Raw genomic sequence first — 23,231 nt, 5'->3', positions numbered from 1 at the left:
GCCGGGGCCGGTGTTTGAGGCCGGTGGGAGCGGTGAGGCGCTGGGACGACCTCGTACACCATCCACGGGAGGAGTCGGTCATGTCTCTGCTGGACGGAAGGCACGTCCTGGTGCTGACCACGAACTACGGCACGGAGGAGAAGGAGCTGCGCGAGCCCGTGGCCGTGCTGCGGGAGGCCGGGGCCCGCGTCACCGTCGCCGCCCAGGAGGAGAAGCCCGTACAGACCCTGGTCTCCGACCGCCGGCCCGGCGCCGAGGTCCCGGCGGACGCGCGCATGGCGGACGTCGGGCCCGAGGGGTTCGACGCCGTGGTGGTGCCCGGCGGCACCGTCAACGCCGACACCCTGCGCACCGACGAGGACGCGCGGCGGCTCGTGACGGCGCTCGCCGAGGCGGGCAAGCCGGTGGCCGCGATCTGCCACGGCCCCTGGCTGCTGGCCGACGCGGGCCTGCTCCCGGGCCGCGAACTGACCTCCTACCCGTCGCTGCGGCCCGACCTCTCCGGCGCCGGCGGCAGCTGGGTCGACCGGGAGGTCGTCGTCGACACGGACGGCTCCTTCCCGCTGATCACCTCCCGCAGGCCGGACGACGTCGAGGCCTTCTCCGCCGCCCTCGTCGAGGCCGTCCGGGACGCGGCGGCCTGAGGACCGCCCGTCCCGGCGGGCGCCTCAGGGCTCCCCGCGGGGCCCGCGCCCCCGCCATCCCGTCGGCGGAGCCTGCGGGTGCGGGGCGCCCGTTCGGCGCCGAGAATGGCGCCGAACGGAAGAAAGGGAAAAAAGTGACTTCCCACCCGCCGCCGTCCGGTCCTCCGTCGGTCCCTCCCTCCGGTCCGCCCACGGGACCGCCCTCGGGGCCGCTCTCCGGCGCGGCCACCCGCCCCGGGGTCGCCGGCCCCCCGGCTCCGCCCGCGCCGCCGCACGACGGCTCCGGCGGGGGCGGCGGAGGTGACGGAGGCGGCTCCGGCGGAGGCGGCTCCGGCGGGGGCGGCTCCACCATGGGCGGCGGCAGCGGGAAGACGCCGTGGTGGCGGTCCGTGCCGAAGGTGGCCTCGCTGACCGCCGCCGTCGTGGCGGCCGTCGCGCTGACCGTGGTCCTCGTCGGCCGGTCGGACGACAAGGGCGACACGGCGGGCTCGGGCGGCGGCGGGGAGGTCTTCCTGCAGAACACCTCGGCCTCCGGCCCCGACCCCTTCACCGCCTCCACCGCCCGCACCGACGACGCCTCGGGAACCGCCTCGCTGCCCCCGCGCACCGGCACGGCGGAGAGCGCCACCCCCCAGGTCTCGGGCTCCACGCCCGGCCTGTACGGCGGCACCCGACGGACGGCGAGCTGCGACGTGGAGCGGCAGGTGCGCTTCCTCGGCGCCGAGCCCGCCAAGAACGCCGCCTTCGCCGGGGTCCTGGGCCTGGACGCGGACGCCGTGCCGGGCTACCTCCGCTCCCTGACCCCGCTCCAGCTCCGGGTGGACACCCGGGTGACCAACCACGGCTACAAGGACGGCTCCGCCACCACCTACCAGGCGGTCCTCCAGGCGGGCACCGCGGTCCTCGTCGACGGGCGGGGCGTGCCCCGGGTGCGCTGCGCCTGCGGGAACCCGCTGACCGACCCGGTGGCCCAGCGGCAGCCGCGGACCACCGGCACCCCGTGGCAGGGCTACAACGCCTCCCAGGTCGTGGTCGTGGCCCCGTCGGTGACCGTGGTGAACGTCTTCGTCGTGTACGACCCCGAGGACGACGCCTGGTTCGCGCGGAAGCACGGCGACACCGGCCGGCACGACAAGCCGACCCCGCCGCCGCCCCGGCCCACGCCGACCACCACCTCCCCGTCGCCGTCCACGTCGTCCACGTCGCCGTCGGCCACCACGACCTCGCCGGCGCCGTGCGTGACGCCGTCCCCCTGCCCGTCCACGCTCTCGCCGACGCAGACGACCCCCACGCCGTCGCCCTCCACGGACACGACGTCACCGACGTCCGAGACCCCGTCGGACTCCCCCTCGGACCCGCCGCCGGACTCCCCCTCGGACAGCCCCGGCACGACGACCGGCGGGGCCGACACGACGACGGACGGCACGACCGGCTCGACCGGCTCGACCGACACGACGACGGGCACGACGACCGACGCCACGACCGGCGGGGCCACCGACGGTAGGGCCACCGACGGCCGGTCCGCCTCGGCGGGTTCGCCCTCCGGCCTGGCGCCGCTGAGCTCCTCCGGCTCCGCCTCCCCGCCGGCCCCGGCCCCGGGCCCGGGCCGTCAGCCCGTGGCCTGACGCCCCGGCCCCTCCGGCACGGGCCGGTGGGTCCGGAGGGTGGCGCGCAGGGTGCGCAGCCAGGCGCTCACGGGCAGGGGGCGGGCGGGCCGCTCCTCGGCGTGCCGCTGCCACAGGCGCTCGTCACGGTCGGTGAAACGCGGGGTCATCGTCGTGGTCCTCTCGGTGGGCGTGGTGCGGGAGACGTGGACCGGTGGCGCCTCCTCGGACGCACCACCAGGCCACTGAAAGGGATTCTGTAGCCTTATTGGCCCGGACAGCAGAGCCAATAAGGAGTGATTGGCATGGCGGAGAGCCGTGTGGTCCACACCGCGGACCGGACCTTGTCCGGCCGTCAGCTCGCCTCCCTGCTCACCCGGCCGCCAGAGGGCCGGTTCGGTTACCGCGAACTGGCGCGGGCGGTGCGGGGGGCGCTGCTCGACGGGCGGGTGGCGCTGCGGCTGCGGCTGCCCGCCGAGCGGGAGCTGGCGCAGGTCCTGGAGGTGAGCCGGACGACGGTGACGGGGGCGTACGACCTGCTGCGGGAGAGCGGGTACGCGCACAGCCGGCGGGGCGCGGGGACCTGGACGGCGCTGCCGGACGGGCAGACGCCGACCTCGCTGGGCGCCTTCCCGGACGGCGCCGACGAGGTGATCGACCTGGCGCTGGCCGCGCCGCCCGGGCCGCGGGCCGAGCTCGCGGAGGCGCTGGCGGAGGCCGCCGCGGAGCTGCCGCGGTACGCCTCCGCGCCGGGCTACCACCCGTACGGCCTGCCGGAGCTGCGGGCGGCGGTCGCGGAGCGGTACACCGAGCGGGGGCTGCCGACGCGGCCCGAGCAGATCCTGGTGACGACGGGGGCGCAGCAGGCGCTGTCGCTGGTGCTCGCGCAGTTCGGACGGCCGGGCGACCGGGTGCTGGCGGAGAACCCCTCGTACACCAACGCGCTGGACGCGATGCGGGGCCGGGGGATGCGGGTGACGCCGGTGCCGGTGACGGAGAGCGGCTGGGACACGGGGCTCGTGGACGCGGCGCTGCGGCAGACCGCGCCGCGGCTGGCGTATCTGATCCCGGACTTCCACAACCCGACGGGGCGGCTGATGCCCCGCGAGCAGGGCCGGGAGCTGGCGCGGGCGGCGCGGGCGACGGGGACGTGGCTGGTGGTGGACGAGACGCTGACGGACATGGCCCTCGACGTGCCGGCCCCGGCGCCGTTCGCCTCGGCGGCGGGGGTCGGGGCCGGGGAGCAGATCGTGTCGATCGGCTCGCTGAGCAAGAGCTGCTGGGGCGGGATGCGGGTGGGCTGGGTGCGGGCCTCGGCGCGGGTGGTGACGGAGCTGACGCGGACCCGGGTGACGGCCGACCTGTCGGGTTCGGTGCTGGACCAGCTGGTGGCGGTGGCGCTGATGCGGCGCCTGGAGCCGATCGTGCACGCGCGCGTGGCGGAGCTGCGGCAGCGGCGGGAGGCGCTCGGCGCGGCGCTGGCCCGGCATCTGCCCGAGTGGCGGTGGTCGGTGCCGCCGGGCGGGATGTGCCTGTGGATCGACCTGGGGCGGCCGGTGGCGACGCAGCTGGCGGCGCGGGCCCTGCGGCACGGGGTGCGGGTGGAGGGCGGTGCGCGGTTCGGGGTGGATCCCGGGACGCACGAGCACCGGCTGCGGATCCCGTACACGCTGCCGGAGGAGGTGTACGAGACGGCGGCGGAGCGGCTGGCGGCGGCGCTGGAGGGGGCGCCGGGGCGGTTCACGGATCCGGCGCTGCCGGAGTGGGTGGCCTGAGCCTCGGGTCGAATATCCGGATGCCCGGCCGGCGGACATGCCTGTACGGTCCAACGAGTGGAACCGTTGACTGAGAAAGAGATCCGTTCGTCGTTCGTGAACGCGACGAAGGGGGATGCCGCACGGCTGCGGCTGCCGCTGGACTTCGCCGGGACGCCCTGGGAGGACCTGGACTTCCTGGGGTGGGTGGATCCGGGCGCGCCGCTCCGGGCCCACCTGGTGGTGCGCCGCGAGGACGGCCCGCTCGGGGTGTCCCTGCGGGTGCCGGCGACCGGCCGGACCAGCGCCGTGAAGACGAGCATGTGCCAGATCTGCATGACCGGGCACGCCTCCTCGGGCGTCACCCTGCTGGCCGCCCCGCTGGCGGGGGCCCGGGGCCGGGAGGGGAACACGGTGGGCATCTACATCTGCGCCGACCTGGCCTGCTCCCTCTACCTGCGCGGCAGGCGCGTCCCGAAGCTGCGGGGTTTCCGGCAGGAGGAGACCCTGTCCGTCGCGGAGCGGGTGGAGCGCGCCACGGGGAACCTGGACGCGTTCCTCGCGCGGGTGACGGCGGGCTGAGGAGCGGTACGGGAACGGGGGCGGCCCCCACGGGCCGCCCCTTTCGCGTGCCCGCCCGGGTCAGCGGAAGGCCTGCTCGCCGGTGAGCGCCTTGCCGATGACGAGGGAGTGGACCTCGCTGGTGCCCTCGTAGGTGAGGACGGACTCCAGGTTGTTGGCGTGGCGCAGCACCGGGTACTCCAGGGTGATGCCGTTGGCGCCGAGGACGGTGCGGCACTCGCGGGCGATGGCGATGGCCTCGCGCACGTTGTTGAGCTTGCCCACGCTGATCTGCTCGGGGGTGATCTCGCCGGCGTCCTTGAGGCGGCCGAGGTGGAGGGCGAGCAGCATGCCCTTGCCGAGTTCGACGGACATGTCCGCGAGCTTCTGCTGGGTGAGCTGGTAGGAGGCGAGGGGGCGGGCGAAGACGGTGCGGTCCCGCGCGTAGGAGATCGTGGCCTCCAGGCAGTCGCGGGCGGCGCCGAGGGCGCCGAAGACGATGCCGAAGCGGGCTTCGTTGAGGCAGCCGAGCGGGCCGGAGAGGCCCCGGGCGCCGGGCAGCATCGCGTCGGCGGGGAGCCGGACGTCGTCCAGGACCAGCTCGGCGGTGACGCTGGCCCGCAGCGACAGCTTCATCTTGATCTCGGGGGCGCTGAAGCCCGGCGTGCCGGCCGGGACGAGGAAGCCCCGGACGCCTTCCTCGGTCCGGGCCCAGACGACGGCGACGTCGGCGACGGACCCGTTGGTGATCCACATCTTGGTGCCGTTGAGGATCCAGTCGGAGCCGTCCCGCTTGGCGTTGGTCCGCATCGCGCCCGGGTCGGAACCGGCGTCGGGCTCGGTGAGGCCGAAGCAGCCGATGTACTCGCCGGCCGCCATCTTCGGCAGCCACCGCTGCTTCTGCTCCTCGGAACCGTGCTTCCAGATCGCGTACATCGCGAGCGAGCCCTGCACGGAGACGAGCGAGCGCAGCCCGGAGTCGACGGCCTCCAGCTCCATGCAGGCCAGGCCGTACGCCACCGCGCTGGTGCCCGCGCAGCCGTACCCGTCCAGGTGCATGCCCAGCACCCCCAACTCGCCCAGCGTGCGGGCGAGTTCACGGGCCGGGATCTCGCCCTTCTCGAACCAGCCGGCGACGTGCGGGCGCAGCTCGCGGTCCGCGACGGCGCGGACGGTGGCACGGATCTCGCGCTCCTCGTCGCTGAGCAGGCCGTCGACGGCGAGGAGGGCGAGGGGGTGGGTGGGAGTGGACGGCGAGGACTTCACGGGCGGCCTCCTGGCGGCTGTGACGAGGGTCGTGCTCGGCGTGGCGAGCCGAAGCGTAGCGGCAGATTGGATTTTGGATCCAGTATTGAAAATCCATTACCCGACCCCTACGGTCCGATTGGATCCAATCTCCGGGATCCAATCTCCAGTGTGTTGGATCCGTGTTCCAACGGACTGGATCCACGATCCGGGGCACTGGATCCACGGTCCAACGGACTGGATCCACGACCCAGTGCGCTGGATCCACGATTCAGCGCACTGGATCCGACGTCGCGACCGAGGGAGCCCGGAATGCCCGCCGACCACCCCCACGAGCCCACCCCCGGCGCCCTGTCCGGCATCGTCGTCGCCGACTTCGGGCGGGTCCTCGCCGGCCCCTACATGACGATGCTCCTGGCGGACCTCGGCGCCGACGTCATCAAGATCGAGCGGCCGGGCGGCGGGGACGACACGCGGGCCTGGGGGCCGCCGTTCGCGGACGGGCAGGCCACCTACTTCCTGGGGGTCAACCGCAACAAGCGGTCCGTGGCCCTCGACCTCGCCGAGCCGGACGGTCTGGCGGCGGCGCGGGCGATCGTCGACCGGGCGGACGTGCTGGTGGAGAACTTCCGGCCGGGCACGATGGAGAAGCTGGGCCTGGGCTTCGAGGAGGTGCGCCGGACCAACCCCGGGCTCGTCTACTGCTCGGTGACCGGCTTCGGGAGCGACGGGGGTGCCGCGCTCCCCGGGTACGACCTGCTCGTGCAGGCCATGGGCGGGCTGATGAGCGTCACGGGCGAGCCCGGCGGTCAGGGGACGAAGGCGGGGGTGGCGCTGGTGGACGTCATCACCGGCCTGCACGCCGGACTCGGGGTCCTCGCGGCGCTGCGCCACCGGGAGCGGACCGGTGAGGGCCAGCGCGTGGAGGTCTCGCTGCTGGGTTCGCTGCTCTCCGCCCTCACCAACCAGGCCGCCGCCCACCTCGGCGCGGGCGTCGTGCCGCGCGCGATGGGCAACCGGCACCCGAGCATCACGCCGTACGAGGTCTTCGAGGCGCGGGACCGGCCGCTGGTCCTGGCGGTGGGCAACGACCGGCAGTTCCGGGCGCTGTGCGAGCGGATCGGCCGGCCGGAACTGGCGGCGGACGAACGGTTCGCCACCAACACCGCCCGGGTCGCCCACCGCGAGGAGCTGACGGCGGCGCTCTCCGGCGCCCTCGCGGCCCGGACCGCCGACGCCTGGTTCGAGGAGCTGACCGCCGCCGGCGTGCCCTGCGGCCCGATCAACGACCTGGCCGGGGCGTTCGCGCTCGCCGACCGGCTCGGGCTCGGCGCCCGGCTCCCCGGGGACCCGGCCGGGCCGGGTCAGGTCGCGCACCCGGTCCGCTTCGGCGCCACCCCGCCGTCGTACCGCTCCGCTCCCCCGCGTCTCGGCCAGCACACCGACGAGGTCCTGGCCGGAATCACCCCTGTGGACAACTCGAACGCGGGTCTGTGATCCGTAGGAAGATGACGGTCACCGGCGGCGAAGGCCGCCGGTCCACGAGCACATGCGGCGGAAGGTCGGATCGATGAGCGGAGCGGTGGAGAGGCGACGGCCCCCGACGGCCCAGCAGTTCGTCCTGGAGGAGCTGCGGGGCGCCATCACCAGCGGTGCGCTCCGCCCGGGCGCCCCGATACGGCAGGACGCGCTCGCCGCCCGCCTGGAGGTGAGCCGGGTCCCGCTCCGGGAGGCCCTCAAGACCCTGGAGGCCGAGGGCCTGGTGGTCCATCACGTCCACCGCGGCTACTTCGTCGCCCAGCTGTCCTTCGCCGACCTGGAGGAGATCTACCGGATCCGGGCCCTCCTGGAGACGGAGGCGGTGAGCCGGGCCATGGCCGCCCGGCCGGAGGGGCTCAACGACACCCTGGCGGCCATCCAGCGCGAGGTCGAACGGGCCGCCCAGGCAGGGGACGTGACGGCGATGGCCGAGGCCAACCGCCGCTTCCACCTCACCCTCATCGAGGCCTGCGGCATGCCCCGGCTGGTGCGCATGATCACCACGCTCTGGGACGCCACGGACGCCTACCGTTCCCTCTACTACACCGACCCCGCGCACCGCATCGAGGCCGTCAAGGACCACCGGGTCGTGCTCGCCGCCCTGCGCGGGGGAAGCGGGGACACCGTCCTGCGCCAACTCGACGACCACCGGGCCCACGCCGTGGCGGCCCTGCGGAAGGTGCTGTCCCCGGCGGCGGGCTGACGGAGCGCCGCCCGGAGAAATCCGGGTGCCCGCGACCGGACCGCTCTCCTACGCTCCCGGCATGGACTCCCCTCATCTGATCAACGTCGTCGATGTCGAGGCCACCTGCTGGGACACGGCGCCGCCGCCCGGCCAGGTCAACGAGATCATCGAGATCGGGCTGACCGTGGTGGACCTGGCGGCGGGCGAGCGGGTGGGCCGCCACCGGATCCTGGTCCGGCCGGCGCGTTCCCGCGTGAGCGCCTTCTGCACCGAACTGACCGGGCTCACGCAGGCGGAGGTGGACACCGGCACCGACTTCGCGACCGCCTGCCGGATCCTCGCCCGCGACCACGCGGCCGGTACGCGCCCCTGGGCGAGCTGGGGCGACTACGACCGCAAGCAGTTCACCCGCCAGTGCGAGGCGGCGGGCGCTCCGTACCCCTTCGGCCGCCGCCACACCAACGCGAAGGCCGTCTTCACCGAGGCCCACGCCCTGCGCCGCCGTCCCGGCATGGCCCAGGCCCTCGCCCATGCCGGCCTCCCCCTGGAGGGCCGCCACCACCGGGGCGAGGACGACGCCTGGAACATCGCGGCGCTGGTCCTGGACCTGTCGAACCGGGGCGCCTGGCCCGCGGCGGACTGAGCCGCACGCCCCGCCGGCCCCCGGCCCCGGCCCCGGCTCCCGCCTCCCCCGTCGCCTCCACCACTCGTTTACATCGCCAACACATGAGCTCGGGGGCGCTTCGCACCCCTGCGTGTACCTTGGGGGCCATGAAGGACGAGCCCGTACGCCCGGAAGGCACGGACGGCGTCGTGACGGCGGCCGAGATCGCCCGGCTCGCGGGGGTCACGCGCGCGGCCGTCTCCAACTGGCGCAGGCGGCATGGGGACTTCCCGGTTCCGGTGGGGGGCGGGACGGGCAGTCCGCTCTTCTCGTTGCCGGAGGTCCGCTCCTGGCTGGAGGGCCAGCGGAAGGGGCGGGAGGCGTCCGCCGAGGTCAGGCTGTGGGAGCGGCTGCGGGCGGAGTACGGGGACGACACGCTCGGCGGGCTGACGGCCGTCGCCGAGATCCTGGCGGAGGGCGCGGCGGGCGGGACCGTCGCACCGGGCCCGGACGGCGGCGAGGGCGCGGGGGCGCTGCGCGCGCTCGTGGCCGAGCTCACCGACGGGGTCTCCCCCGGCACGCTCCTCGCCGAGCTCACCGCGCGGCTGGTCGAGGCGCCGGGGCGCGCGGGGTCCGAGGGGGTCACGTCGGCGCGGCTCATCGAGGCGATCCGGTACGCCGCCGGTCCGCCGGCCGGGACGGTCCTCGATCCCGCGTGCGGAATCGGTTCTCTGCTCTTCGCCTTCGCGGACCGGGCCACCGGGCTGTTCGGACAGGACGTCGTCCCGGGGCACGCGCGCTTCGCCGGGCTGCGCGCCCGGGTCGCGGGGCTCACGGCCGTCACCTCCGTGACCGTGCGGGCGGGCGACTCGCTGCGCGAGGACGCGTACCCGGAGCTGAAGGCGGACCTCGTGGTCTGCGAACCGCCGGTCGGGGCGGCCGACTGGGGGCGGGAGGAGCTTCTGCTGGACGCCCGCTGGGAGTTCGGGGTGCCGTCGCGGGCCGAGAGCGAGCTGGCCTGGCTCCAGCACTGCTACGCCCACACGGCGCCGGGCGGGCGGGTCGTCATGGTGATGCCGACCTCGGTCGCCTACCGCAAGGCGGGGCGGCGGATCCGGGCCGAGATCGTGCGCCGCGGGCTGCTCACGGAGGTGATCGCGCTTCCGGCCGGCCTGGCGGCCTCGCACTCCCTCCCGGTCCACCTGTGGGTGCTCCGCCGGAGCGCGGACGGGCCCGCGGGCTCCCCACGGGAGGCGGGCCCGGTCCGGATGACCGATCTCGGCGGTCCGGACGCGGACGCGGCGTTCGACGGCGGGTCGGGCCGGAGCACCGAGGTGCCCCGCATCGACCTGCTCGACGACACGGTCGATCTGACGCCCGCCGCGCACGTCGCCGCCCGGCTGACCGACTACGCGGGCGAGTACGCGGCTCTCCGGGCGGCGATCGCCCGGCAGACGGCGCTGCTCGACGGTCTGCTGCCCCCCATGGAGGCGGGGGCGGGGGGCGGTCTGGCCGAGGGGGCGTCCGTGAGTCTGTCGGAGCTCGCGCGCGCCGGTCTGATCGAGCTGTCCGAGGACGCGGCGCGGTCGACGAGCGGGCAGCTCGACAGCGACTACCTGAACGGTTTCCTCCGGAGCGCGGCCAACAACCGCCGTTCGACCAGTGCGAGCGGAACGTTCCGGCTGGACGCCCGCGGGGCGCGCGTCCCCCAGATGGGGATCGCCGAGCAGCGCCGCTACGGAGCCGCCTTCCGTACACTCTCCGCCTTCGAGGAGAGCGTGCGCGAGCTCACGGAACTGAGCCGCCGTGCCGCCGTCCTGGCCCGTGACGGGCTCACCAGCGGTGCGCTGCTGCCGCCGTCGGACGCCGACGCGAGCTGACACCGCCGGCGCGGGCCGGCCGGCGGCGCGAGCCCCGGCCGGAGCCGGGTGTTCCGTCGGCCCGCCGGGGGAACGAAGCCGGAGACGAAGGCTACGGGGGTGGGGCATGAGCCGGCTGGACCGCTGGATCCTGTTCGGCAGCTGGTTCTCCTTCGCGGTGTGGGTGGCGCTCTGCTGGATCCTGGTGGACGAGAACCTGCAGGGGCTCCAGGAGGCGATCGGCTGGTGGATGATCGCCGTCGCCATCGCGCCCCTCGCCCTCACGGGCGTGGGCATGGCCGTCCTCGACGAGCCCGGCACCGACGAGCCCGGGACCGGCGAGCCCGGGACCGGCGAGCCCGCCTCCTGGGCCGACACCGAGCATCGCCCCCTGAACGGCCGGGGCCTGGAGGACTGCGGAGGCTGCGGCGGCTGAGCCCGCTCCGTCCGGTGGGGCGCCCCGGCCGGTCCCCAGGGGCTCGTCGCGGGGTCCTTGTCCGAACTGGACGCCCTGCCGCCACCGGGCCGGACGGCGTCGGAGTTCAGGGGAGCGGCAGGAAGGGGCTCGGTCTGCCGCTCCAGGAGACGTGCAGGGACTCGCGGGCGCGGGTGCAGGCCACGAAGAGGACGCAGCAGCGTTCGCGGAGGGTGTCCGCCTCGTGCTGGAGGCGGTCGACGTTCTCGGGGGTGATCTCGCGGGCGAAGGGCACGGCGGTCTCGGTGACGCCGACGACGGCCACGCAGCGGAACTCGAGTCCCTTCATGGCGTGCATGGCGGCCAGGCGCACGCCTTCGGTGGCGGCCGTCGGGCCGTCCTTGTCGACGGATTCGAGGTGGAGCCCCTTGTCCGCGTGCAGTTCGGCGACGGTCAGCAGCCGGAACTTGGCCATCGTCTTGCGGACACCCGCCTTGACCTGCTTCTCCAGGGCGTCGTAGCTCTCCCGGAAGGAGTGCGCGAAGACGAGCTGGGGCACGACGGGGGCTCCTCACGGGGCGAGGGACACGGAATGACGATCAGACGAGGGCACCGGCGGCGGGCTGTGGGGCGAGGGGTCGTCCGGGCCGGGGCACCGCCGCACGGCGCCCTCCGTCCCCGAGGAGGGCGCCCCGGGCTGCGCGGAAGACGGCGAAGCCTTCGGGGGCGAGGGGGCCCGGGGCCTTCCCGGGGAGGGACGCGCGGGCGGTGCCGGACGGTCCGGTGTCGGAAGGTGCGGTGCCGGAAGGTGCGGTGCCGGAGGGGCCGGTGTCGGAGGGTCCGGTGCCGGAAGGTGCGGTGCCGGACGGTGCGGTATCGGAAGGTGCGGTGCCGGAAGGGCCGGTGTCGGACGGTGCGTCCCCCGAACAGGCGGCGCAGGAGCCGGAGTCCTGTCCTTCGGGCAGGAGCCCGCCGCAGCCGTCGGCGCAGTCGGCGTAGGACTTCCAGCGGCGCCTGGGGGCGGGGCGCTTGCGGTCGAGGCGGTCGGCGAGCACGGCCCGGGCGGAGTACAGCTTCCGGGGAAGGCCCTCGGTCAGGGCGTCGATGATCTCGGTGACCGTGGCGCCCCGGTCGAGCCAGTCGGCGACGGCGGGGACGAGCCCGGTCACCTGCCGTGCGGACAGCCGCAACCGGGCGTCGACGGAGGCCAGGCGGCGCAACACGCGGGCGGCCTCGGCCTCTTGGGCTTCGCCGGGAGCCTTCCGGTCCGGGGCGGGAGCGGGGTCCGGCCCGGTGGTGGGCGCCGGCTCGGTGGCGGAGTCGTTCTCGCCCTCCCTTGCCGCCTCGGGCGCGGGCAGCCGGGGCTCGGCCTCGGCGGGAGGGAGGGGAGGGTTTTCTTTCCCCTGCTTCTTCCCGTCCTTTTCCCCGTAAGGGGACGTGCCCGCCTTCCCGATGCCCACGGAGCCGGTGACCGGACGGGTGGGAACCGGCTCCGCGGGAACCGGGTCGCCGGGTACCGGGGCGGAGGCTGCGGCGGAGTCCGGGGCGGGCGGCAGCTCGTACACGTCGATGGTGGAGACGATCTGGCGGGTCCGCTCGTCAGGGGCGGTCTGGGTCACCCAGTAGCCGAACAGGCGCAGTTCCGCGACGGCCCCCTCGACCGCGCGCCGGCCCTGCGGGTAATTGTCGGAGAGGGTGCGGGCGTTCTCCCTGACCCCGTCGGGGAGGGAGAGGACGAGGGCGAGGATGCCCCGGGCCGTGTGCGACAGGCGGGGGTCCTGGATCGCCTTGTTGGCGATGACGACGAACTCGCGGTCGTGCTTCGGGATACGATGAATCCGCATCGGGAGGTAGTGCTCCTGGTGTCGTGCCCCCGGACGTTCCAGCGTCGCGGGGGTCTTTACGTGAACTGACGACTCATCACCGGCGTTCGCACGGCCGTGACGGTCGGTAAGTCCAGTCTGACACGCGGTGATCGACGGATCGGGCGTATCGCCGTCACTCGTTCGGGGTCATTGGGCCGGGGTCGAGCACCGCCCACACGGTCTTGCCACCGGGCGGGCACGGGACGACGCCCCAGCGGTCCACCAGAGCGGCCACCAGGGGCAGCCCCCTGCCTCCGTCACCCCCGCCCCGGGGCGCGACGGCCGGCAGCCGCTCGCCGCGCGCGTCGGTGACCTCGATCCGGAGCGCGCCGGTCCCCGCCTCCAACGCCAGACCGAGCCGGAAGTCCCGGCCCGGGACCCGGCCGTGCAGCACGGCGTTCGCGGCGAGTTCCGCGACGACCTGTTCGGCACGCTCCGTGACGTCCTGCGGAGCACCCCAGAAGTACAGCTCCGTCATCGTGAGCAGCCGGGCCAGCCGGGCACCGCGCCGGGTCGACGAGATCAGCTGACTGAACATGCGTACGGGGGTGACAAGTTGAGGTGTCGTCTGTTCCATGGGGCCACAGTGGCGGCCGTCCGTCGGCCCGCGCGAGAGCCGCGCCCCGTACGCGCTGTCAGCGTACGGGCGCCCAGGGTGGACAGTACGGACCACGCGCCGTCACGCTCAGTAGGCCGACCGCGGGAGCTGCCGCGGGTGTACGTGGAGGTGGCGGCGTATGAGCATCGTCGAGGCCGAGGGCGACGACGCGGAGCGGACCGACGACGGGGAGCGGGAACCCGATCCGTCGGACAGTCTGCGGACGTTCGGCGCCGTCGTCCAGGCCCTGCGCGAACACGCGGGGCTCAGCCGGGCCGAGTTCGCGGAGCTGGTCCGGTTCTCCAAACACACGGTGGAGTCCGTTGAGTTGGGGCGGCGGATGCCGGACGAGGCGTTCGTCGACCGTGGCGACGCGGCGCTGGGGAACACGGGGGCGCTGCGCCGGTCGGCCCCCTTCCTGTCCCGCGCCGAGGCCGGGCTCGCGGTGTGGTTCCGGCGCTGGGCCCGCCTGGAGAAGGTGGCGGTCAGCCTGTGCACGTACGAGTGCCGGCTGGTGCCGGGGCTGTTGCAGTCGGAGGCGTATGCGAGGGCGGTGTTCGAGGGCACGATCCCGCTGCTGACCGACCGGAAGCTGGACACCCAGCTCACCGCTCGGCAGAAGCGACAGAGGATGCTGCTGGAGCGGCCGACGGTGCCGTTCAGCTTCATCGTGGAGGAGCACGTCTTCCGGCGCCGGTTCGGCAGCGCGGAGGAGATGCGGGAGCTGCTGGACCACGTCCTGGAGGCCAGCGCCCCTCGCAACGTGACGCTGCAAGTCGTGCCGCTGGAAGCGGGATTGCACGCTTGCCTGGATGGGGCGATCCAACTGCTGGAGACCCCGGACGGACGACGACTCGGGTACTCCGAAGGACAGCAGAACGGGCGGCTGATCAACGACCCCAAAGAGGTGAGACTGCTCCACCAGCGCTATGACACACTGCGCTCGCAGGCCCTCAACCCCATGGAATCTCGGGGCCTGCTGGAGCGACTGCGAGGAGAGCTATGACCGCCACGAAGGAACTCGCCTGGTTCAAGTCCAGCTACAGCGGCAGCCAGGGCGACAGCTGCGTCGAGGTCGCCATCGCCGGACAGGCCGTGCACATCCGGGACTCCAAGGACGTGAACCTTCCCTCCCTCGCGGTCGGACGCGAGGGCTGGGGACGGTTCGTCTCCTTCACCTCGGAGAAGTAGCGGGGCCCGTCCGCCGCGCGCGGTCAGTCGGAGGTCTCGCCCGGCCTCCCGCTGCCCGCGCGGCGGGCGGTACCTGCCAGCAGGAGGAGTACCGACACGACGGCCAGGGCCCAGGGGGCGCCGCCGGCCGCGTGCTCCGGGTCGGCGAACATGCTCGCGGAGAAGAGCGCCAGGAAGACGGCGCCCGCCAGCTGGCCCGTACCGGCCGGCAGGGGGCCCGCCGTGCGCCAGCGCCGCCGGGGGATCCACAGGCGCAGCAGCTCCGCGAGGACGGCCAGGGAGGCGAGCCGGGCCGAGATGCTGAGCCACAGGGGGGCTGCGGCGTCATCGCCGGGGCCGAGGACGGCCGTCAGCCCGAAGAAGACCATGGGGACGAGCCAGCCGAGGCCCGGCCGGACGCCGGGTGCGCCGGGCACGCCGGGTGCGCCGGCCTGCTTGGCGAGGTCCACGGCGGGGCGCGGAGAGGGCTCCGGCGTCCGGGGGGCGGGGATCACGGGCACGGCCGGCAGCGGCCGGAGGGCCCGGGAGCGGGCGCGGCGGTCGCGCAGGCCGAGATCGCCGAACCGGTCGACGTGGGCGGCCAGTTCGGCCTGGAGGGCGAGGAGCTCCTCGGCCATCGTGTCGAACCCGGCCCGGCGCCGTACGGCTTCCTCCGCCGCCTCCCGCTCGGCGGCGGCGAGCCGTTCCGCTTCCTCCTCGTACCGCCGTGCCGCCTCCGCGCGGGCGGCCTCGGCGGCCCGGGGGGCCTCGGCCAGTTCGGCCTGGAGGCGGACCCGCTCCTCCTCGATGATCTCGGCGATGCGGTGCCGCTGGTCCGCCGGCAGCTCCTGCGGGGCGCGGGCCTGCGCGCGGGCGAGGGCCTGGCGCTGCCACTCCGCGAGCGGGCGGCCCCGGTGCTCGCCGATGCCGTTGATGTGCACCTTGCGGCCCTGGGTGCGGTGGATGTACAGCACTTCGCCGCCCTTGCCGTTGGGGGCCTTGCCCCAGGAGACGCGCCGGAAGTCGGCGGCCGTCCTGATCCCCTGCGCGGCGAGGTCGCGGACGAGGCCGTTCCCGATGCCGTTGACCTGGCCCGCGTCGAGGCGGGTGCTCCGGAGCGCCTGCTCGACCGACTCGCGCCGCAGCACGGCGAGCGCCTTGCGCTCCTGGCTCTCGCGCTTGCCGTCCAGGCCGTTCAGGCTGCTCGTGAGCGACCGTTCGCGCTTGATCCGCTTCTCGTGGACGCGCTGGAGCTCCTTGCCGTGGCGCGCCTCCACCCGGTCGCGCTCGCGGGCCTCGCGGTTCAGCCGCCGCCGGTCCGCGACCTCGAACGGCCCCCGCTCCGCGAGCAGTCGCCGGTGCGCCCGGACGGACTCGACGAGCCGCCTGCGGTCGGCGCGCGTCTCGGAAGGGGTGGCCTCCTGGGCGAAGGCGGTGCGGTCGGTCACGGTGGCTCATCCAGCGATCGGGGCGGTCATGCTCAGCGGGGGGCAAGGCGGTGGGGCGGTGGGGCGGGACACGGGCGGGAGGGGAGGAAGGGCCTGTGACCTGGGGATCGTACAAGCGTGTGTCGGCGGGGCCGGGGGCGCGTTCCCGTACGCGGGGGAGCGCGCCCCGCCCCGTGGCGTCAGCCCCGTGGCGTCAGCCTTGTGCCGTCAGCTCGACGTGGTGCCGGTGCCGAGGCGTACGACGGCCACGTCGCCTTCGGTCATGCCCCGGGAGCCGGAGAACGACCACTCGGCCGGGGTCGCGTCGGCGGGGAACTTGTAGACGAAGACGGCTTCGCGCTTGAAGCCGGGCTGGAGTTCCTCGCCGCAGGCGTCGGCCGCGCGGTTGGCCTTGACCATGAAGACCTCGTCGATGACGTCGAACTTCCGGCCCTCGGCGTCGATGAGGCCCTGCGAGATGCCGCCGCCGCAGACGGGGTCGAAGGAGTCGTTGCCGTCGTTGTGCACGGTCGTCTCCACGATCGCGAACTTCGCTCCCGCGCCGGCCTTGAGGACGTCCTCGGAGTCGTAGTCGTCGAGGGTGACCGTCGCGGCCTCGGTGACCTTCTTGACGACGACCGTCGCCCCGCCGCTCTTCGCCTTCTCCCCCATGACGAAGCTCCTCGCGCCGGACGACGGGCTCGGGGACCGCTCCGGTTCCGCCGGCGGGTCGGCGGGGTGGCTGCGGGTGTCCTGCCATATCGACGGACCGGCCGTCGGCGCGGCGGCGCCCTCGACGACGGCGCCGCCGTCTCCCCCGACCAGGGCGGCGGTGATCCCGGAGGACACTCCGGCCACGAGCACCGTCCAGACGGCCACGAAGACGAGAGTGCGGCGGGAGGGGCGGGGGCCGGGGACGGGAGCGGGGTGGGGGGCGGGGGCGGCGGGGAGCGTGGGGGCGTCGGTGGGCTTGGGCGGGATCATGAGAGAAGACTCCTGCGGAGCGGGCCCGTACGGAAGGGGGCGGGCGGGGTCTTTCCGGCGCGGGAAGCGTACACGCCCCTGCGACTCCGCGTCTGAGGATACGTCTGTTTACACCGCCAACACGGAAGTTCCCTACCGGGCCGGCACCAAGGGGCTGGGCTCCGCCCTGGCCGTCGTGCCGGACGCGCACGTGGACGCCGGCACCGATCCCGCCTCGGCCGCGCCGCGGATGACCCACTACGTGCCGGCCACCCGCGCCCGGCACGAGCTGCGCTTCGGATGCGAGGGCACGGGCGAGCCGCCGCTGCCGGCGGGGATCCCCCGGGCGGAGCCGCCGCGGGGCCGACGTGCCGCCCGACGGGCGGAGGGCTGCGGTTACCCTGACGCCTTGACCCGAGGAGGAAGCATGGCGCGGATGCCGTCGGCGGAGCGACGCCGGCAGCTGGTCGAGGCGGCGATCAGGGCGATGACCAGGGACGGGGTGGCCAGGACCACCACGCGGTCGATCTCCGCCGAGGCCGGTGTCTCGCTGAGCGTCTTCCACTACTGCTTCGACTCCAAGCAGGCGCTCCTCGAAGCGGCCATCGAGACGATCATCGGCGACTACGTGGCGCGGGTGATGAAGGCGGTCGAGCCGCGGGCCACCCTGCGCGAGACGGTGCGGGCGGCGCTGCGGGCGTACTGGGAGGACGTGACCGCGCACCCGGGGCATCACATGCTCACCTACGACCTCACCCAGTACGCGCTGCGCGAGCCGGGCTTCGAGCACCTGGCCCGCGCGCAGTACGAGCAGTACGTGCGGTCGGCGACGGCGCTGGTGGAACAGGTGGGGGCGGTACGCGGGGCGGAGCCGAAGGTTCCGGTGCCGGTGCTGGCCCGCCACCTGGCGGCGGCGGTGGACGGGATGACGCTCCAGTACCTGGTGCTGCGGGACGAGGAAGCCGCCCTGGAGCAGCTGGAACTGACGGCTGATCAGCTGGTTCGGCTGATCGAGGGCTGACGTCCGGAGGGGACGGCGGGCGGGGCTCCCCGATCATCAGTAGGTCATTTGACCCGGACTCTTGACTCGGTCCTTCCGCACCGCGATCCTCGGGGCGCCCGGTACACCCTCACCGACCGGAGGCTTCGCGACCATGCCCCCACGCACCACACGAAGCACATCCCCCTTCCTCGGGACGCGGCGCCTCGGCCTCGTCTCCCTCCTCCTCGCCCTCGCCGCCGTGCTGTTCGGCGCCGCGCCGGTCCCCGCCGCCGGCTCCCCCTGGTGGGAGCCGGCCGCCCGGCCGGCCACCGATTCGCAGGTCAACGCCACGGGCGCGCCGTTCACCGGCACCGACGCCCAGGGCCGGGTGCGCGGCTTCGTCGACGCGCACAACCACGTGATGTCCAACGAGGGCTTCGGCGGCCGGCTCATCTGCGGCAAGCCCTTCTCCACGGGCGGCGCGGCCGACGCCCTCAAGGACTGTCCGGAGCACTACCCGGACGGCTCGGGCGCCCTCTTCGAGAACCTGACCGGCGGCGCGAACGGAAAGCACGACCCCGACGGCTGGCCGACCTTCGCCGACTGGCCGGCCCACGACTCGCTGACGCACCAGCAGAACTACTACGCCTGGCTTGAGCGCGCCTGGCGCGGCGGCCAGCGCGTGCTCGTCAACGACCTGGTCTCCAACGGGCTGCTGTGCTCGATCATGCCCCGGGACCGCGGCTGCGACGAGATGGAGGCCATCCGCCTGGAGGCCCGCAAGACCTACGAGATGCAGGACTACGTCGACTCGCTGTTCGGCGGCCCGGGCAAGGGCTGGTTCCGCATCGTCACCAGCGCCGACCAGGCGCGGTCGGTGATCGAGGCGGGCAAGCTCGCCGTCGTCCTCGGGGTGGAGACCTCGGAGCCGTTCGGCTGCAAGCAGATCCTCGACGTGGCCCAGTGCGACCAGGCGGACATCGACCGGGGCCTGGACGAGCTGTACGGGCTCGGCGTGCGCAGCATGTTCCTGTGCCACAAGTTCGACAACGCGCTGTGCGGGGTCCGCTTCGACTCCGGCACGACCGGCGTCGCGGTGAACATCGGCCAGTTCCTGTCCACCGGCACCTTCTGGGCGACCGAACGGTGCGCGGGCCCGCAGCAGGACAACCCGATCGGGCTGACCGCGCCCCCCGCGATGGCGGCGAAGCTGCCCGCCGGGGTGAGCGTGCCGAGCTACGCCTCCGACGCGCGCTGCAACACCCGGGGCCTGACCCGGCTCGGCGAGTACGCGCTGAAGGGCATGATCGACCGGGGCATGATGCTGGAGCTCGACCACATGAGCGTGAAGGCGGCCGGGCGGGCGCTGGACATGCTGGAGGCCGAGGAGTATCCGGGCGTGCTGTCCACGCACAGCTGGATGGACCTCGACTGGACGGAGCGGCTGTACAGGCTGGGCGGTTTCACCGCGCCGTACATGCACAGCGCCGGCGGCTTCATCGGCGAGGCGAACGGCAAGGCCGCGCTGCGCGACAAGTACGGCGTCGGCCTCGGGTACGGCACCGACATGAACGGCGTCGGCGGCTGGCCCGGCCCGGTCGGCGCGGACGCCCCGAACGCGGTGAAGTACCCCTACCGCAGCTTCGACGGCGGCACCGTCCTCGACCGGCAGGTGACGGGCGAGCGGACCTGGGACCTCAACACGGACGGCGCCGCGCACGCCGGTCTCGTGCCGGACTGGATCGAGCAGATCCGGCTCACCCCGGGCGGCCCGGACGTCATCGGCGACCTGGCGCTGGGCGCCGAGTCCTACCTGCGGACCTGGAAGGCGACCGAGCGGCACGAGCCGGGCGAGAACCTCGCGGCGGGCGTGCCCGCCTCGGCCAGCTCCGCCGAGTGGAACCCGTTCACCAGCTACGCGCCGGGACGCGCCTTCGACGGCGACACCGGCACCCGCTGGGCCAGCGACTGGTCGGACGACCAGTGGCTCCAGGTGGACCTCGGCGAGGTCCGGCGGGTCGGCAGGGTGACCCTGGACTGGGAGCGGGCCCACGCCCGCCAGTACCGGATCGAGGTCTCCGAGGACGGCTCGGCCTGGCGGACGGTCTGGTCGACGGACGCCGGGGACGGCGGCTACGACACGGCCGCCTTCGAGTCGACCCCGGCCCGCTACGTGCGCTTCCACGGGGAGCGGCGGGCCACGCAGTGGGGCTACTCGCTCCACGAGGTGACGGTCGCCCGCTCCTGAGCGGGCACGGACGGCGAGGAGGGGCCGGCCGGATCGACGGTGATCCGGCCGGCCCCTCCGGCTCCCGCGGCCCCTGCGGGCCGTCGGGCCTTCCGGTGTGGCGTCAGTCCGCCGCCGGGGACGTCCAGTCGGCGGGTACGCGGGCGAGCCTGACGCGCTGGGGGTGGTCGCCGACCTCCACCGAGGCGACGCGCTCGCCGGTGGCGAAGTCGATGGCGCTGACGCGGTCGGCGCCGCTCTCGGAGACGACGCAGGACTTCCCGTCGCCGCTCACGGTGGCCCAGTAGGGCTTGCTGGTGGGCACGAGCGGGCCCTGCTTCAGGGTCGCGCGGTCGACGACGGTGGCGTAGTCGTCCATGGTGCCGGCGACGCACAGCTTGCTGCCGTCCGGGCTGATCGAAAGGCCGTGGTGGCGCGAGTCGTTGACCCAGGTGGTGCGGTCGGGGTCGGTGGTGGGGCTGCCCGGCAGGGCCTTGAGGCGGGTGACGCGGTCGGTGTCGACGTCGTACTCCAGGAAGCCGTTGAGGAAGGAGACCTGGAAGTAGAGCTTCTTCTCGTCGGGGGTGAAGACGAGGGGGCGGACGGCGTCGGAGAGGTCGTCGCGGCCGAAGGCGTCGAGGCGGGAGCGCATGTCGATCACGCGGACGGTCTCGAAGGTGGTCGCGTCCACGACGGTGATCTTCCGGTCACCCTTGGTCCAGTCGAGCCAGGACGCGTCGAGGGCCGTGGTGACCTCGCCGATGGACATGTTCCACAGGCGGCCGTCGGAGGTGAAGACGTTCTCGTGGGGCTTGTCGCCGGTCTTGAAGCTGCCGAGCTGGCGGCCGGTGGCGATGTCGAGGACGTGGACGGTGTTGGCCGTGGAGGCGGAGACGGCGACGCGGGTGCCGTCCGGCGAGACGGCCATGTGGTCGGAGCGGTAACCGGCCACGGGGAAGCGCCAGTTGACGTTGCCGGTGCGGAGGTCTATGGAGACCACGTCGGCGAAGCTGGGGCGGGAGACGACCATCGCGGTGCCGTCGGGGGTGGCGTACATGTCGTCGACGAACTGGTCGTGGCCCTCGCCCGGGCCGCTGCGGACGCCCAGGAAGAAGGCGAGCTTGACGGGGTTGAGGTAGATCTCCCGGAGGCGCTCCTCCTTGTCGGGGACGACGTTCACCCGGCCGACGCGGTGGAAGTCGCCGCCGGAGGCGATGACATCGGCGGTCCCGTCCCAGTTGTTGCCGACGAACATGACCTCGCGCAGGGGTCCGCCGGCGGCGCGGGAGGGGGTGTCCGGCGGCGCGGCGACGGCCGGGGCGAGGAGGGCGAGGGAGGCCGTGAGGGAGGCGGCGAGGGCGACCGCGAGGCGGCGGGTCCGGGTCGTACGAGCCGAGGGCATGGGGCAGCCTTCTTCCGTGTGGGGACAGCGACTTACCGGAGGTAACCCGCAGGTAACCACGGACCCGCCGCGCCCACAAGACGTCTTCCGCACCCCTGTTCCCCCGCTCCTCCCCCACCCTCCGGCACCCCGCCCCCGCACCATGCGGGATCATGGAACCTTCACCCGCAGAAGGGACGGAACGGACGATGAGGAACCGCAGTGTCGCGGACCTGATGACCCCCACGGCGGTCGCGGTCCAGCGCGGGACGCCGTTCAAGGAGATCGCGCGACTCCTCGACGAGTACGGCATCACGGCGGTCCCGGTGGTCGACGAGGAGAACCGGCCCGTGGGCGTGGTCTCCGAGGCCGACCTGCTGCGCCGGCACACCGCCAAGGACGGCCCCAGCACCGCCGAGGCCATGATGTCCAGCCCCGTGCACACCGCCCGGCCCTCCTGGACCGCCATCGAGGCGGCCCGGCTCATGGAGCGCCACCACGTCAAGCGGCTGCCGGTGGTGGACGCGGGCGGGCGGCTCATCGGCGTCCTCAGCCGCAGCGACCTGCTCCAGCTCTTCCTGCGGCGCGACCGCTCGATCCAGGAGGAGATCCGCGAGGACGTGGTGATCCGCATCCTCGGCCTCTCCCCCGCCGCCGTCCACATCGACGTCCACGAGGGCCGGGTCACCCTCAGCGGCACCCTGGCCCGCAAGGACCTCGGACCCACGCTGGTGCGGCTGTGCGAGTCCGTCGACGGGGTGGTCGAGGTGGTGGACCACCTGGTCGTGGAGCCGCCTCAGGAGTGAGGGGGCACCCCCGCGCCCCGGCGCGCCACGGCCCCGGGCCGACCGGTGTCCGGCCCGGGGCCGTGGCGCGCACGGAGGCGGCCCCTCAGGAGACCGCTTCCGGCCAGCCGTATCCCGGCCCCGTGCGCGCCGGTACGGTCCCGGCGCCCACCGCCTCCATCTCCCGGTTCGCCTCGCGCATCAGCTTGCCCGCCAGGTCCTTCATGGCCCGGCTCGCAGCCAGCTCGTCGCCGATCGCCGGCACGTCGGTGTCCGCCGGGTTGCAGCGGGCCGAACCGTGCCCCGTGAAGGTGGCCGTGCCCGTGTCGAGGCGGGCCTCGGCCTCGGTGCGGCCCGATTCCTCGCTCAGCTCCAGGCCGACCCTCCACTCCAGGTTCCGCGTCATGGTCTGCCTCCTCGCACGCCGGTCGGCGCCGCCGGTGCCCCACGGCGCCGGGGCGCCGCTCCCCCGTCCCTTCCAGGATCCGCCCGCCGGGACCCGGACGCACGGGGACGGGCGGATGGCGGGGGCGTGAACGGCACCGGACGGGCGCGGACGGCGCGTGGAGGCGCGTGTTCCGCACGGGCGGCGCGGGAACCACCCCCGCACGGACACTTCACGGCGAAGGGGTACCGCTATGGCCGGCCGGTTCGGCGCCCGCAGACGGCTGGAGGTGCTCCAGGTCGTCGTCGCCGGCCTCGGCGTCCCCGCGAGCCTGGGCATCGGGGTGCTCCTGAACGCGAGCGGACCGCACGTCGCCGTCGGTCTCGCCGCGACCGCGCTCGTCCTCATGGCCACGGCCGCCGGCCTCGCGAAGCTCGACGCCCTGCTGTCCCGCTACCCCGCGCCGCCGTCGCAGAAGGGGCGCCGCGCGGAAGGCGACCGGGACGACGGACGGGGCGGACTCTGAGGGTGCCGGCGG

At 74.3% G+C, this 23,231-nt stretch carries 23 protein-coding genes and 1 pseudogene; 15 read left to right on the top strand and 9 right to left on the bottom strand.

The features are described from left to right. Positions 1–80: 80 nt before the first annotated feature. Positions 81–644 carry a type 1 glutamine amidotransferase domain-containing protein gene (locus tag ACF1ED_RS33760; protein WP_391767098.1) on the top strand — a complete coding sequence of 188 codons (564 nt, stop codon included), beginning with the start codon at positions 81–83 and terminating at the stop codon, positions 642–644. A gap of 389 nt (positions 645–1,033) precedes the next feature. Beyond that, positions 1,034–2,269 (top strand): DUF6777 domain-containing protein, encoded by a 1,236-nt coding sequence (locus ACF1ED_RS33755; protein WP_391767096.1) that lies wholly within the window; start codon positions 1,034–1,036, stop codon positions 2,267–2,269. Here ACF1ED_RS33755 and ACF1ED_RS33750 read toward each other — a convergent pair. Continuing rightward, positions 2,254–2,418 (bottom strand): hypothetical protein, encoded by a 165-nt coding sequence (locus ACF1ED_RS33750; RefSeq protein ID WP_391767094.1) that lies wholly within the window; start codon positions 2,416–2,418, stop codon positions 2,254–2,256. The genes ACF1ED_RS33755 and ACF1ED_RS33750 overlap by 16 nt on opposite strands. Positions 2,419–2,553: 135 nt before the next feature. Here ACF1ED_RS33750 and ACF1ED_RS33745 point away from each other — a divergent pair, with 135 nt between their 5' ends. Both ACF1ED_RS33745 and ACF1ED_RS33740 read left to right on the top strand, forming a co-directional pair. After that, the gene (locus ACF1ED_RS33745; RefSeq protein WP_391767092.1) at positions 2,554–4,023 is read left to right on the top strand and encodes a PLP-dependent aminotransferase family protein; all 1,470 of its coding nucleotides are present in this window, start codon (positions 2,554–2,556) and stop codon (positions 4,021–4,023) included. Positions 4,024–4,080: 57 nt separating this feature from the next. Then, entirely contained in the window at positions 4,081–4,584 is a 504-nt protein-coding gene (locus ACF1ED_RS33740) for an FBP domain-containing protein (protein ID WP_391767090.1), read from the top strand. Positions 4,585–4,644: 60 nt separating this feature from the next. Here the strand turns inward: ACF1ED_RS33740 and ACF1ED_RS33735 are convergent, their stop codons facing one another. Next, the gene (locus ACF1ED_RS33735) at positions 4,645–5,829 is read right to left on the bottom strand and encodes an acyl-CoA dehydrogenase family protein (protein WP_391767088.1); all 1,185 of its coding nucleotides are present in this window, start codon (positions 5,827–5,829) and stop codon (positions 4,645–4,647) included. Positions 5,830–6,120: 291 nt separating this feature from the next. Between ACF1ED_RS33735 and ACF1ED_RS33730 the strand changes: the two genes are divergently transcribed. From ACF1ED_RS33730 to ACF1ED_RS33710, 5 genes are all read left to right on the top strand, one after another. Further along, the gene (locus ACF1ED_RS33730; RefSeq protein ID WP_391767086.1) at positions 6,121–7,305 is read left to right on the top strand and encodes a CaiB/BaiF CoA transferase family protein; all 1,185 of its coding nucleotides are present in this window, start codon (positions 6,121–6,123) and stop codon (positions 7,303–7,305) included. A gap of 73 nt (positions 7,306–7,378) precedes the next feature. Beyond that, positions 7,379–8,050: a GntR family transcriptional regulator gene (locus ACF1ED_RS33725; RefSeq protein ID WP_391767084.1), complete on the top strand. Its 672-nt coding sequence runs from the start codon at positions 7,379–7,381 to the stop codon at positions 8,048–8,050. Between the two features lie 61 nt (positions 8,051–8,111). Beyond that, positions 8,112–8,675, top strand: a complete 564-nt coding sequence (locus ACF1ED_RS33720; protein WP_391767082.1) for an exonuclease domain-containing protein — start codon at positions 8,112–8,114, stop codon at positions 8,673–8,675. 128 nt (positions 8,676–8,803) lie between these two features. After that, complete coding sequence (locus ACF1ED_RS33715) at positions 8,804–10,516, top strand: N-6 DNA methylase (protein ID WP_391767080.1); 1,713 nt, start codon at positions 8,804–8,806, stop codon at positions 10,514–10,516. A 106-nt stretch (positions 10,517–10,622) separates the two neighbouring features. Then, entirely contained in the window at positions 10,623–10,931 is a 309-nt protein-coding gene (locus ACF1ED_RS33710; protein ID WP_391767078.1) for a hypothetical protein, read from the top strand. 106 nt (positions 10,932–11,037) lie between these two features. On the opposite strand, the pseudogene ACF1ED_RS33705 reads toward ACF1ED_RS33710, so the two are convergent. From ACF1ED_RS33705 to ACF1ED_RS33695, 3 genes and pseudogenes are all read right to left on the bottom strand, one after another. Beyond that, positions 11,038–11,313 (bottom strand): annotated as a pseudogene (locus tag ACF1ED_RS33705) (3'-5' exonuclease); the annotation flags it as partial. Positions 11,314–11,509: 196 nt separating this feature from the next. Further along, positions 11,510–12,754, bottom strand: coding sequence for a hypothetical protein (locus ACF1ED_RS33700; RefSeq protein ID WP_391767076.1), 1,245 nt, complete (start codon positions 12,752–12,754; stop codon positions 11,510–11,512). Between the two features lie 154 nt (positions 12,755–12,908). Beyond that, a complete protein-coding gene (locus ACF1ED_RS33695) occupies positions 12,909–13,313 on the bottom strand; it encodes an ATP-binding protein (protein ID WP_391767074.1) in 405 nt (134 codons plus the stop codon). 199 nt (positions 13,314–13,512) lie between these two features. Between ACF1ED_RS33695 and ACF1ED_RS33690 the strand changes: the two genes are divergently transcribed. Both ACF1ED_RS33690 and ACF1ED_RS33685 read left to right on the top strand, forming a co-directional pair. After that, positions 13,513–14,379 carry a helix-turn-helix domain-containing protein gene (locus ACF1ED_RS33690; RefSeq protein WP_391767072.1) on the top strand — a complete coding sequence of 289 codons (867 nt, stop codon included), beginning with the start codon at positions 13,513–13,515 and terminating at the stop codon, positions 14,377–14,379. Further along, positions 14,376–14,564: a DUF397 domain-containing protein gene (locus ACF1ED_RS33685; protein WP_391767070.1), complete on the top strand. Its 189-nt coding sequence runs from the start codon at positions 14,376–14,378 to the stop codon at positions 14,562–14,564. The genes ACF1ED_RS33690 and ACF1ED_RS33685 overlap by 4 nt, the downstream gene beginning before the upstream one ends. A gap of 23 nt (positions 14,565–14,587) precedes the next feature. Here ACF1ED_RS33685 and ACF1ED_RS33680 read toward each other — a convergent pair whose 3' ends face one another. Beyond that, positions 14,588–15,991 (bottom strand): hypothetical protein, encoded by a 1,404-nt coding sequence (locus tag ACF1ED_RS33680; RefSeq protein WP_391767068.1) that lies wholly within the window; start codon positions 15,989–15,991, stop codon positions 14,588–14,590. Between the two features lie 207 nt (positions 15,992–16,198). Continuing rightward, positions 16,199–16,954, bottom strand: coding sequence for a DUF4352 domain-containing protein (locus ACF1ED_RS33675; protein WP_391767066.1), 756 nt, complete (start codon positions 16,952–16,954; stop codon positions 16,199–16,201). Positions 16,955–17,360: 406 nt separating this feature from the next. Between ACF1ED_RS33675 and ACF1ED_RS33670 the strand changes: the two genes are divergently transcribed. Continuing rightward, the gene (locus ACF1ED_RS33670; protein WP_391767064.1) at positions 17,361–17,954 is read left to right on the top strand and encodes a TetR/AcrR family transcriptional regulator; all 594 of its coding nucleotides are present in this window, start codon (positions 17,361–17,363) and stop codon (positions 17,952–17,954) included. A 133-nt stretch (positions 17,955–18,087) separates the two neighbouring features. After that, positions 18,088–20,163 carry a discoidin domain-containing protein gene (locus tag ACF1ED_RS33665; RefSeq protein ID WP_391767062.1) on the top strand — a complete coding sequence of 692 codons (2,076 nt, stop codon included), beginning with the start codon at positions 18,088–18,090 and terminating at the stop codon, positions 20,161–20,163. 103 nt (positions 20,164–20,266) lie between these two features. Here the strand turns inward: ACF1ED_RS33665 and ACF1ED_RS33660 are convergent, their stop codons facing one another. After that, positions 20,267–21,544: a YncE family protein gene (locus tag ACF1ED_RS33660; protein WP_391767060.1), complete on the bottom strand. Its 1,278-nt coding sequence runs from the start codon at positions 21,542–21,544 to the stop codon at positions 20,267–20,269. A gap of 188 nt (positions 21,545–21,732) precedes the next feature. Here ACF1ED_RS33660 and ACF1ED_RS33655 point away from each other — a divergent pair, with 188 nt between their 5' ends. Continuing rightward, complete coding sequence (locus ACF1ED_RS33655) at positions 21,733–22,329, top strand: CBS domain-containing protein (RefSeq protein ID WP_391767058.1); 597 nt, start codon at positions 21,733–21,735, stop codon at positions 22,327–22,329. An 85-nt stretch (positions 22,330–22,414) separates the two neighbouring features. Here the strand turns inward: ACF1ED_RS33655 and ACF1ED_RS33650 are convergent, their stop codons facing one another. Further along, positions 22,415–22,714, bottom strand: a complete 300-nt coding sequence (locus ACF1ED_RS33650) for a DUF1876 domain-containing protein (RefSeq protein WP_391767056.1) — start codon at positions 22,712–22,714, stop codon at positions 22,415–22,417. 232 nt (positions 22,715–22,946) lie between these two features. On the opposite strand from ACF1ED_RS33650, the gene ACF1ED_RS33645 reads away from it, so the two are divergent. After that, the gene (locus ACF1ED_RS33645; RefSeq protein ID WP_391767054.1) at positions 22,947–23,219 is read left to right on the top strand and encodes a hypothetical protein; all 273 of its coding nucleotides are present in this window, start codon (positions 22,947–22,949) and stop codon (positions 23,217–23,219) included. The last annotated feature ends 12 nt before the right edge of the window (positions 23,220–23,231 follow it).

The sequence above is a fragment of the Streptomyces sp. NPDC014656 genome, from assembly GCF_043084305.1.
In the GTDB taxonomy this organism is placed as follows: Bacteria; Actinomycetota; Actinomycetes; order Streptomycetales; family Streptomycetaceae; genus Streptomyces.
Note: the sequence above shows the minus strand (reverse complement) of the source record. Positions and strands in the feature narration are given on the sequence as shown.

Excerpts from the sequence above, each read along its gene's own strand:
- ACF1ED_RS33695 (WP_391767074.1), bottom strand. The coding sequence starts at position 13,313 with ATGTTCAGTCAGCTGATCTCGTCGACCCGGCGCGGTGCCCGGCTGGCC.
- ACF1ED_RS33720 (WP_391767082.1), top strand. The coding sequence starts at position 8,112 with ATGGACTCCCCTCATCTGATCAACGTCGTCGATGTCGAGGCCACCTGC.
- ACF1ED_RS33690 (WP_391767072.1), top strand. The coding sequence starts at position 13,513 with ATGAGCATCGTCGAGGCCGAGGGCGACGACGCGGAGCGGACCGACGAC.
- ACF1ED_RS33700 (WP_391767076.1), bottom strand. The coding sequence starts at position 12,754 with ATGCGGATTCATCGTATCCCGAAGCACGACCGCGAGTTCGTCGTCATC.
- ACF1ED_RS33730 (WP_391767086.1), top strand. The coding sequence starts at position 6,121 with ATGCCCGCCGACCACCCCCACGAGCCCACCCCCGGCGCCCTGTCCGGC.
- ACF1ED_RS33745 (WP_391767092.1), top strand. The coding sequence starts at position 2,554 with ATGGCGGAGAGCCGTGTGGTCCACACCGCGGACCGGACCTTGTCCGGC.
- ACF1ED_RS33685 (WP_391767070.1), top strand. The coding sequence starts at position 14,376 with ATGACCGCCACGAAGGAACTCGCCTGGTTCAAGTCCAGCTACAGCGGC.
- ACF1ED_RS33715 (WP_391767080.1), top strand. The coding sequence starts at position 8,804 with ATGAAGGACGAGCCCGTACGCCCGGAAGGCACGGACGGCGTCGTGACG.
- ACF1ED_RS33670 (WP_391767064.1), top strand. The coding sequence starts at position 17,361 with ATGGCGCGGATGCCGTCGGCGGAGCGACGCCGGCAGCTGGTCGAGGCG.
- ACF1ED_RS33750 (WP_391767094.1), bottom strand. The coding sequence starts at position 2,418 with ATGACCCCGCGTTTCACCGACCGTGACGAGCGCCTGTGGCAGCGGCAC.
- ACF1ED_RS33655 (WP_391767058.1), top strand. The coding sequence starts at position 21,733 with ATGAGGAACCGCAGTGTCGCGGACCTGATGACCCCCACGGCGGTCGCG.
- ACF1ED_RS33725 (WP_391767084.1), top strand. The coding sequence starts at position 7,379 with ATGAGCGGAGCGGTGGAGAGGCGACGGCCCCCGACGGCCCAGCAGTTC.
- ACF1ED_RS33760 (WP_391767098.1), top strand. The coding sequence starts at position 81 with ATGTCTCTGCTGGACGGAAGGCACGTCCTGGTGCTGACCACGAACTAC.
- ACF1ED_RS33660 (WP_391767060.1), bottom strand. The coding sequence starts at position 21,544 with ATGCCCTCGGCTCGTACGACCCGGACCCGCCGCCTCGCGGTCGCCCTC.
- ACF1ED_RS33710 (WP_391767078.1), top strand. The coding sequence starts at position 10,623 with ATGAGCCGGCTGGACCGCTGGATCCTGTTCGGCAGCTGGTTCTCCTTC.
- ACF1ED_RS33650 (WP_391767056.1), bottom strand. The coding sequence starts at position 22,714 with ATGACGCGGAACCTGGAGTGGAGGGTCGGCCTGGAGCTGAGCGAGGAA.
- ACF1ED_RS33665 (WP_391767062.1), top strand. The coding sequence starts at position 18,088 with ATGCCCCCACGCACCACACGAAGCACATCCCCCTTCCTCGGGACGCGG.
- ACF1ED_RS33645 (WP_391767054.1), top strand. The coding sequence starts at position 22,947 with ATGGCCGGCCGGTTCGGCGCCCGCAGACGGCTGGAGGTGCTCCAGGTC.
- ACF1ED_RS33675 (WP_391767066.1), bottom strand. The coding sequence starts at position 16,954 with ATGATCCCGCCCAAGCCCACCGACGCCCCCACGCTCCCCGCCGCCCCC.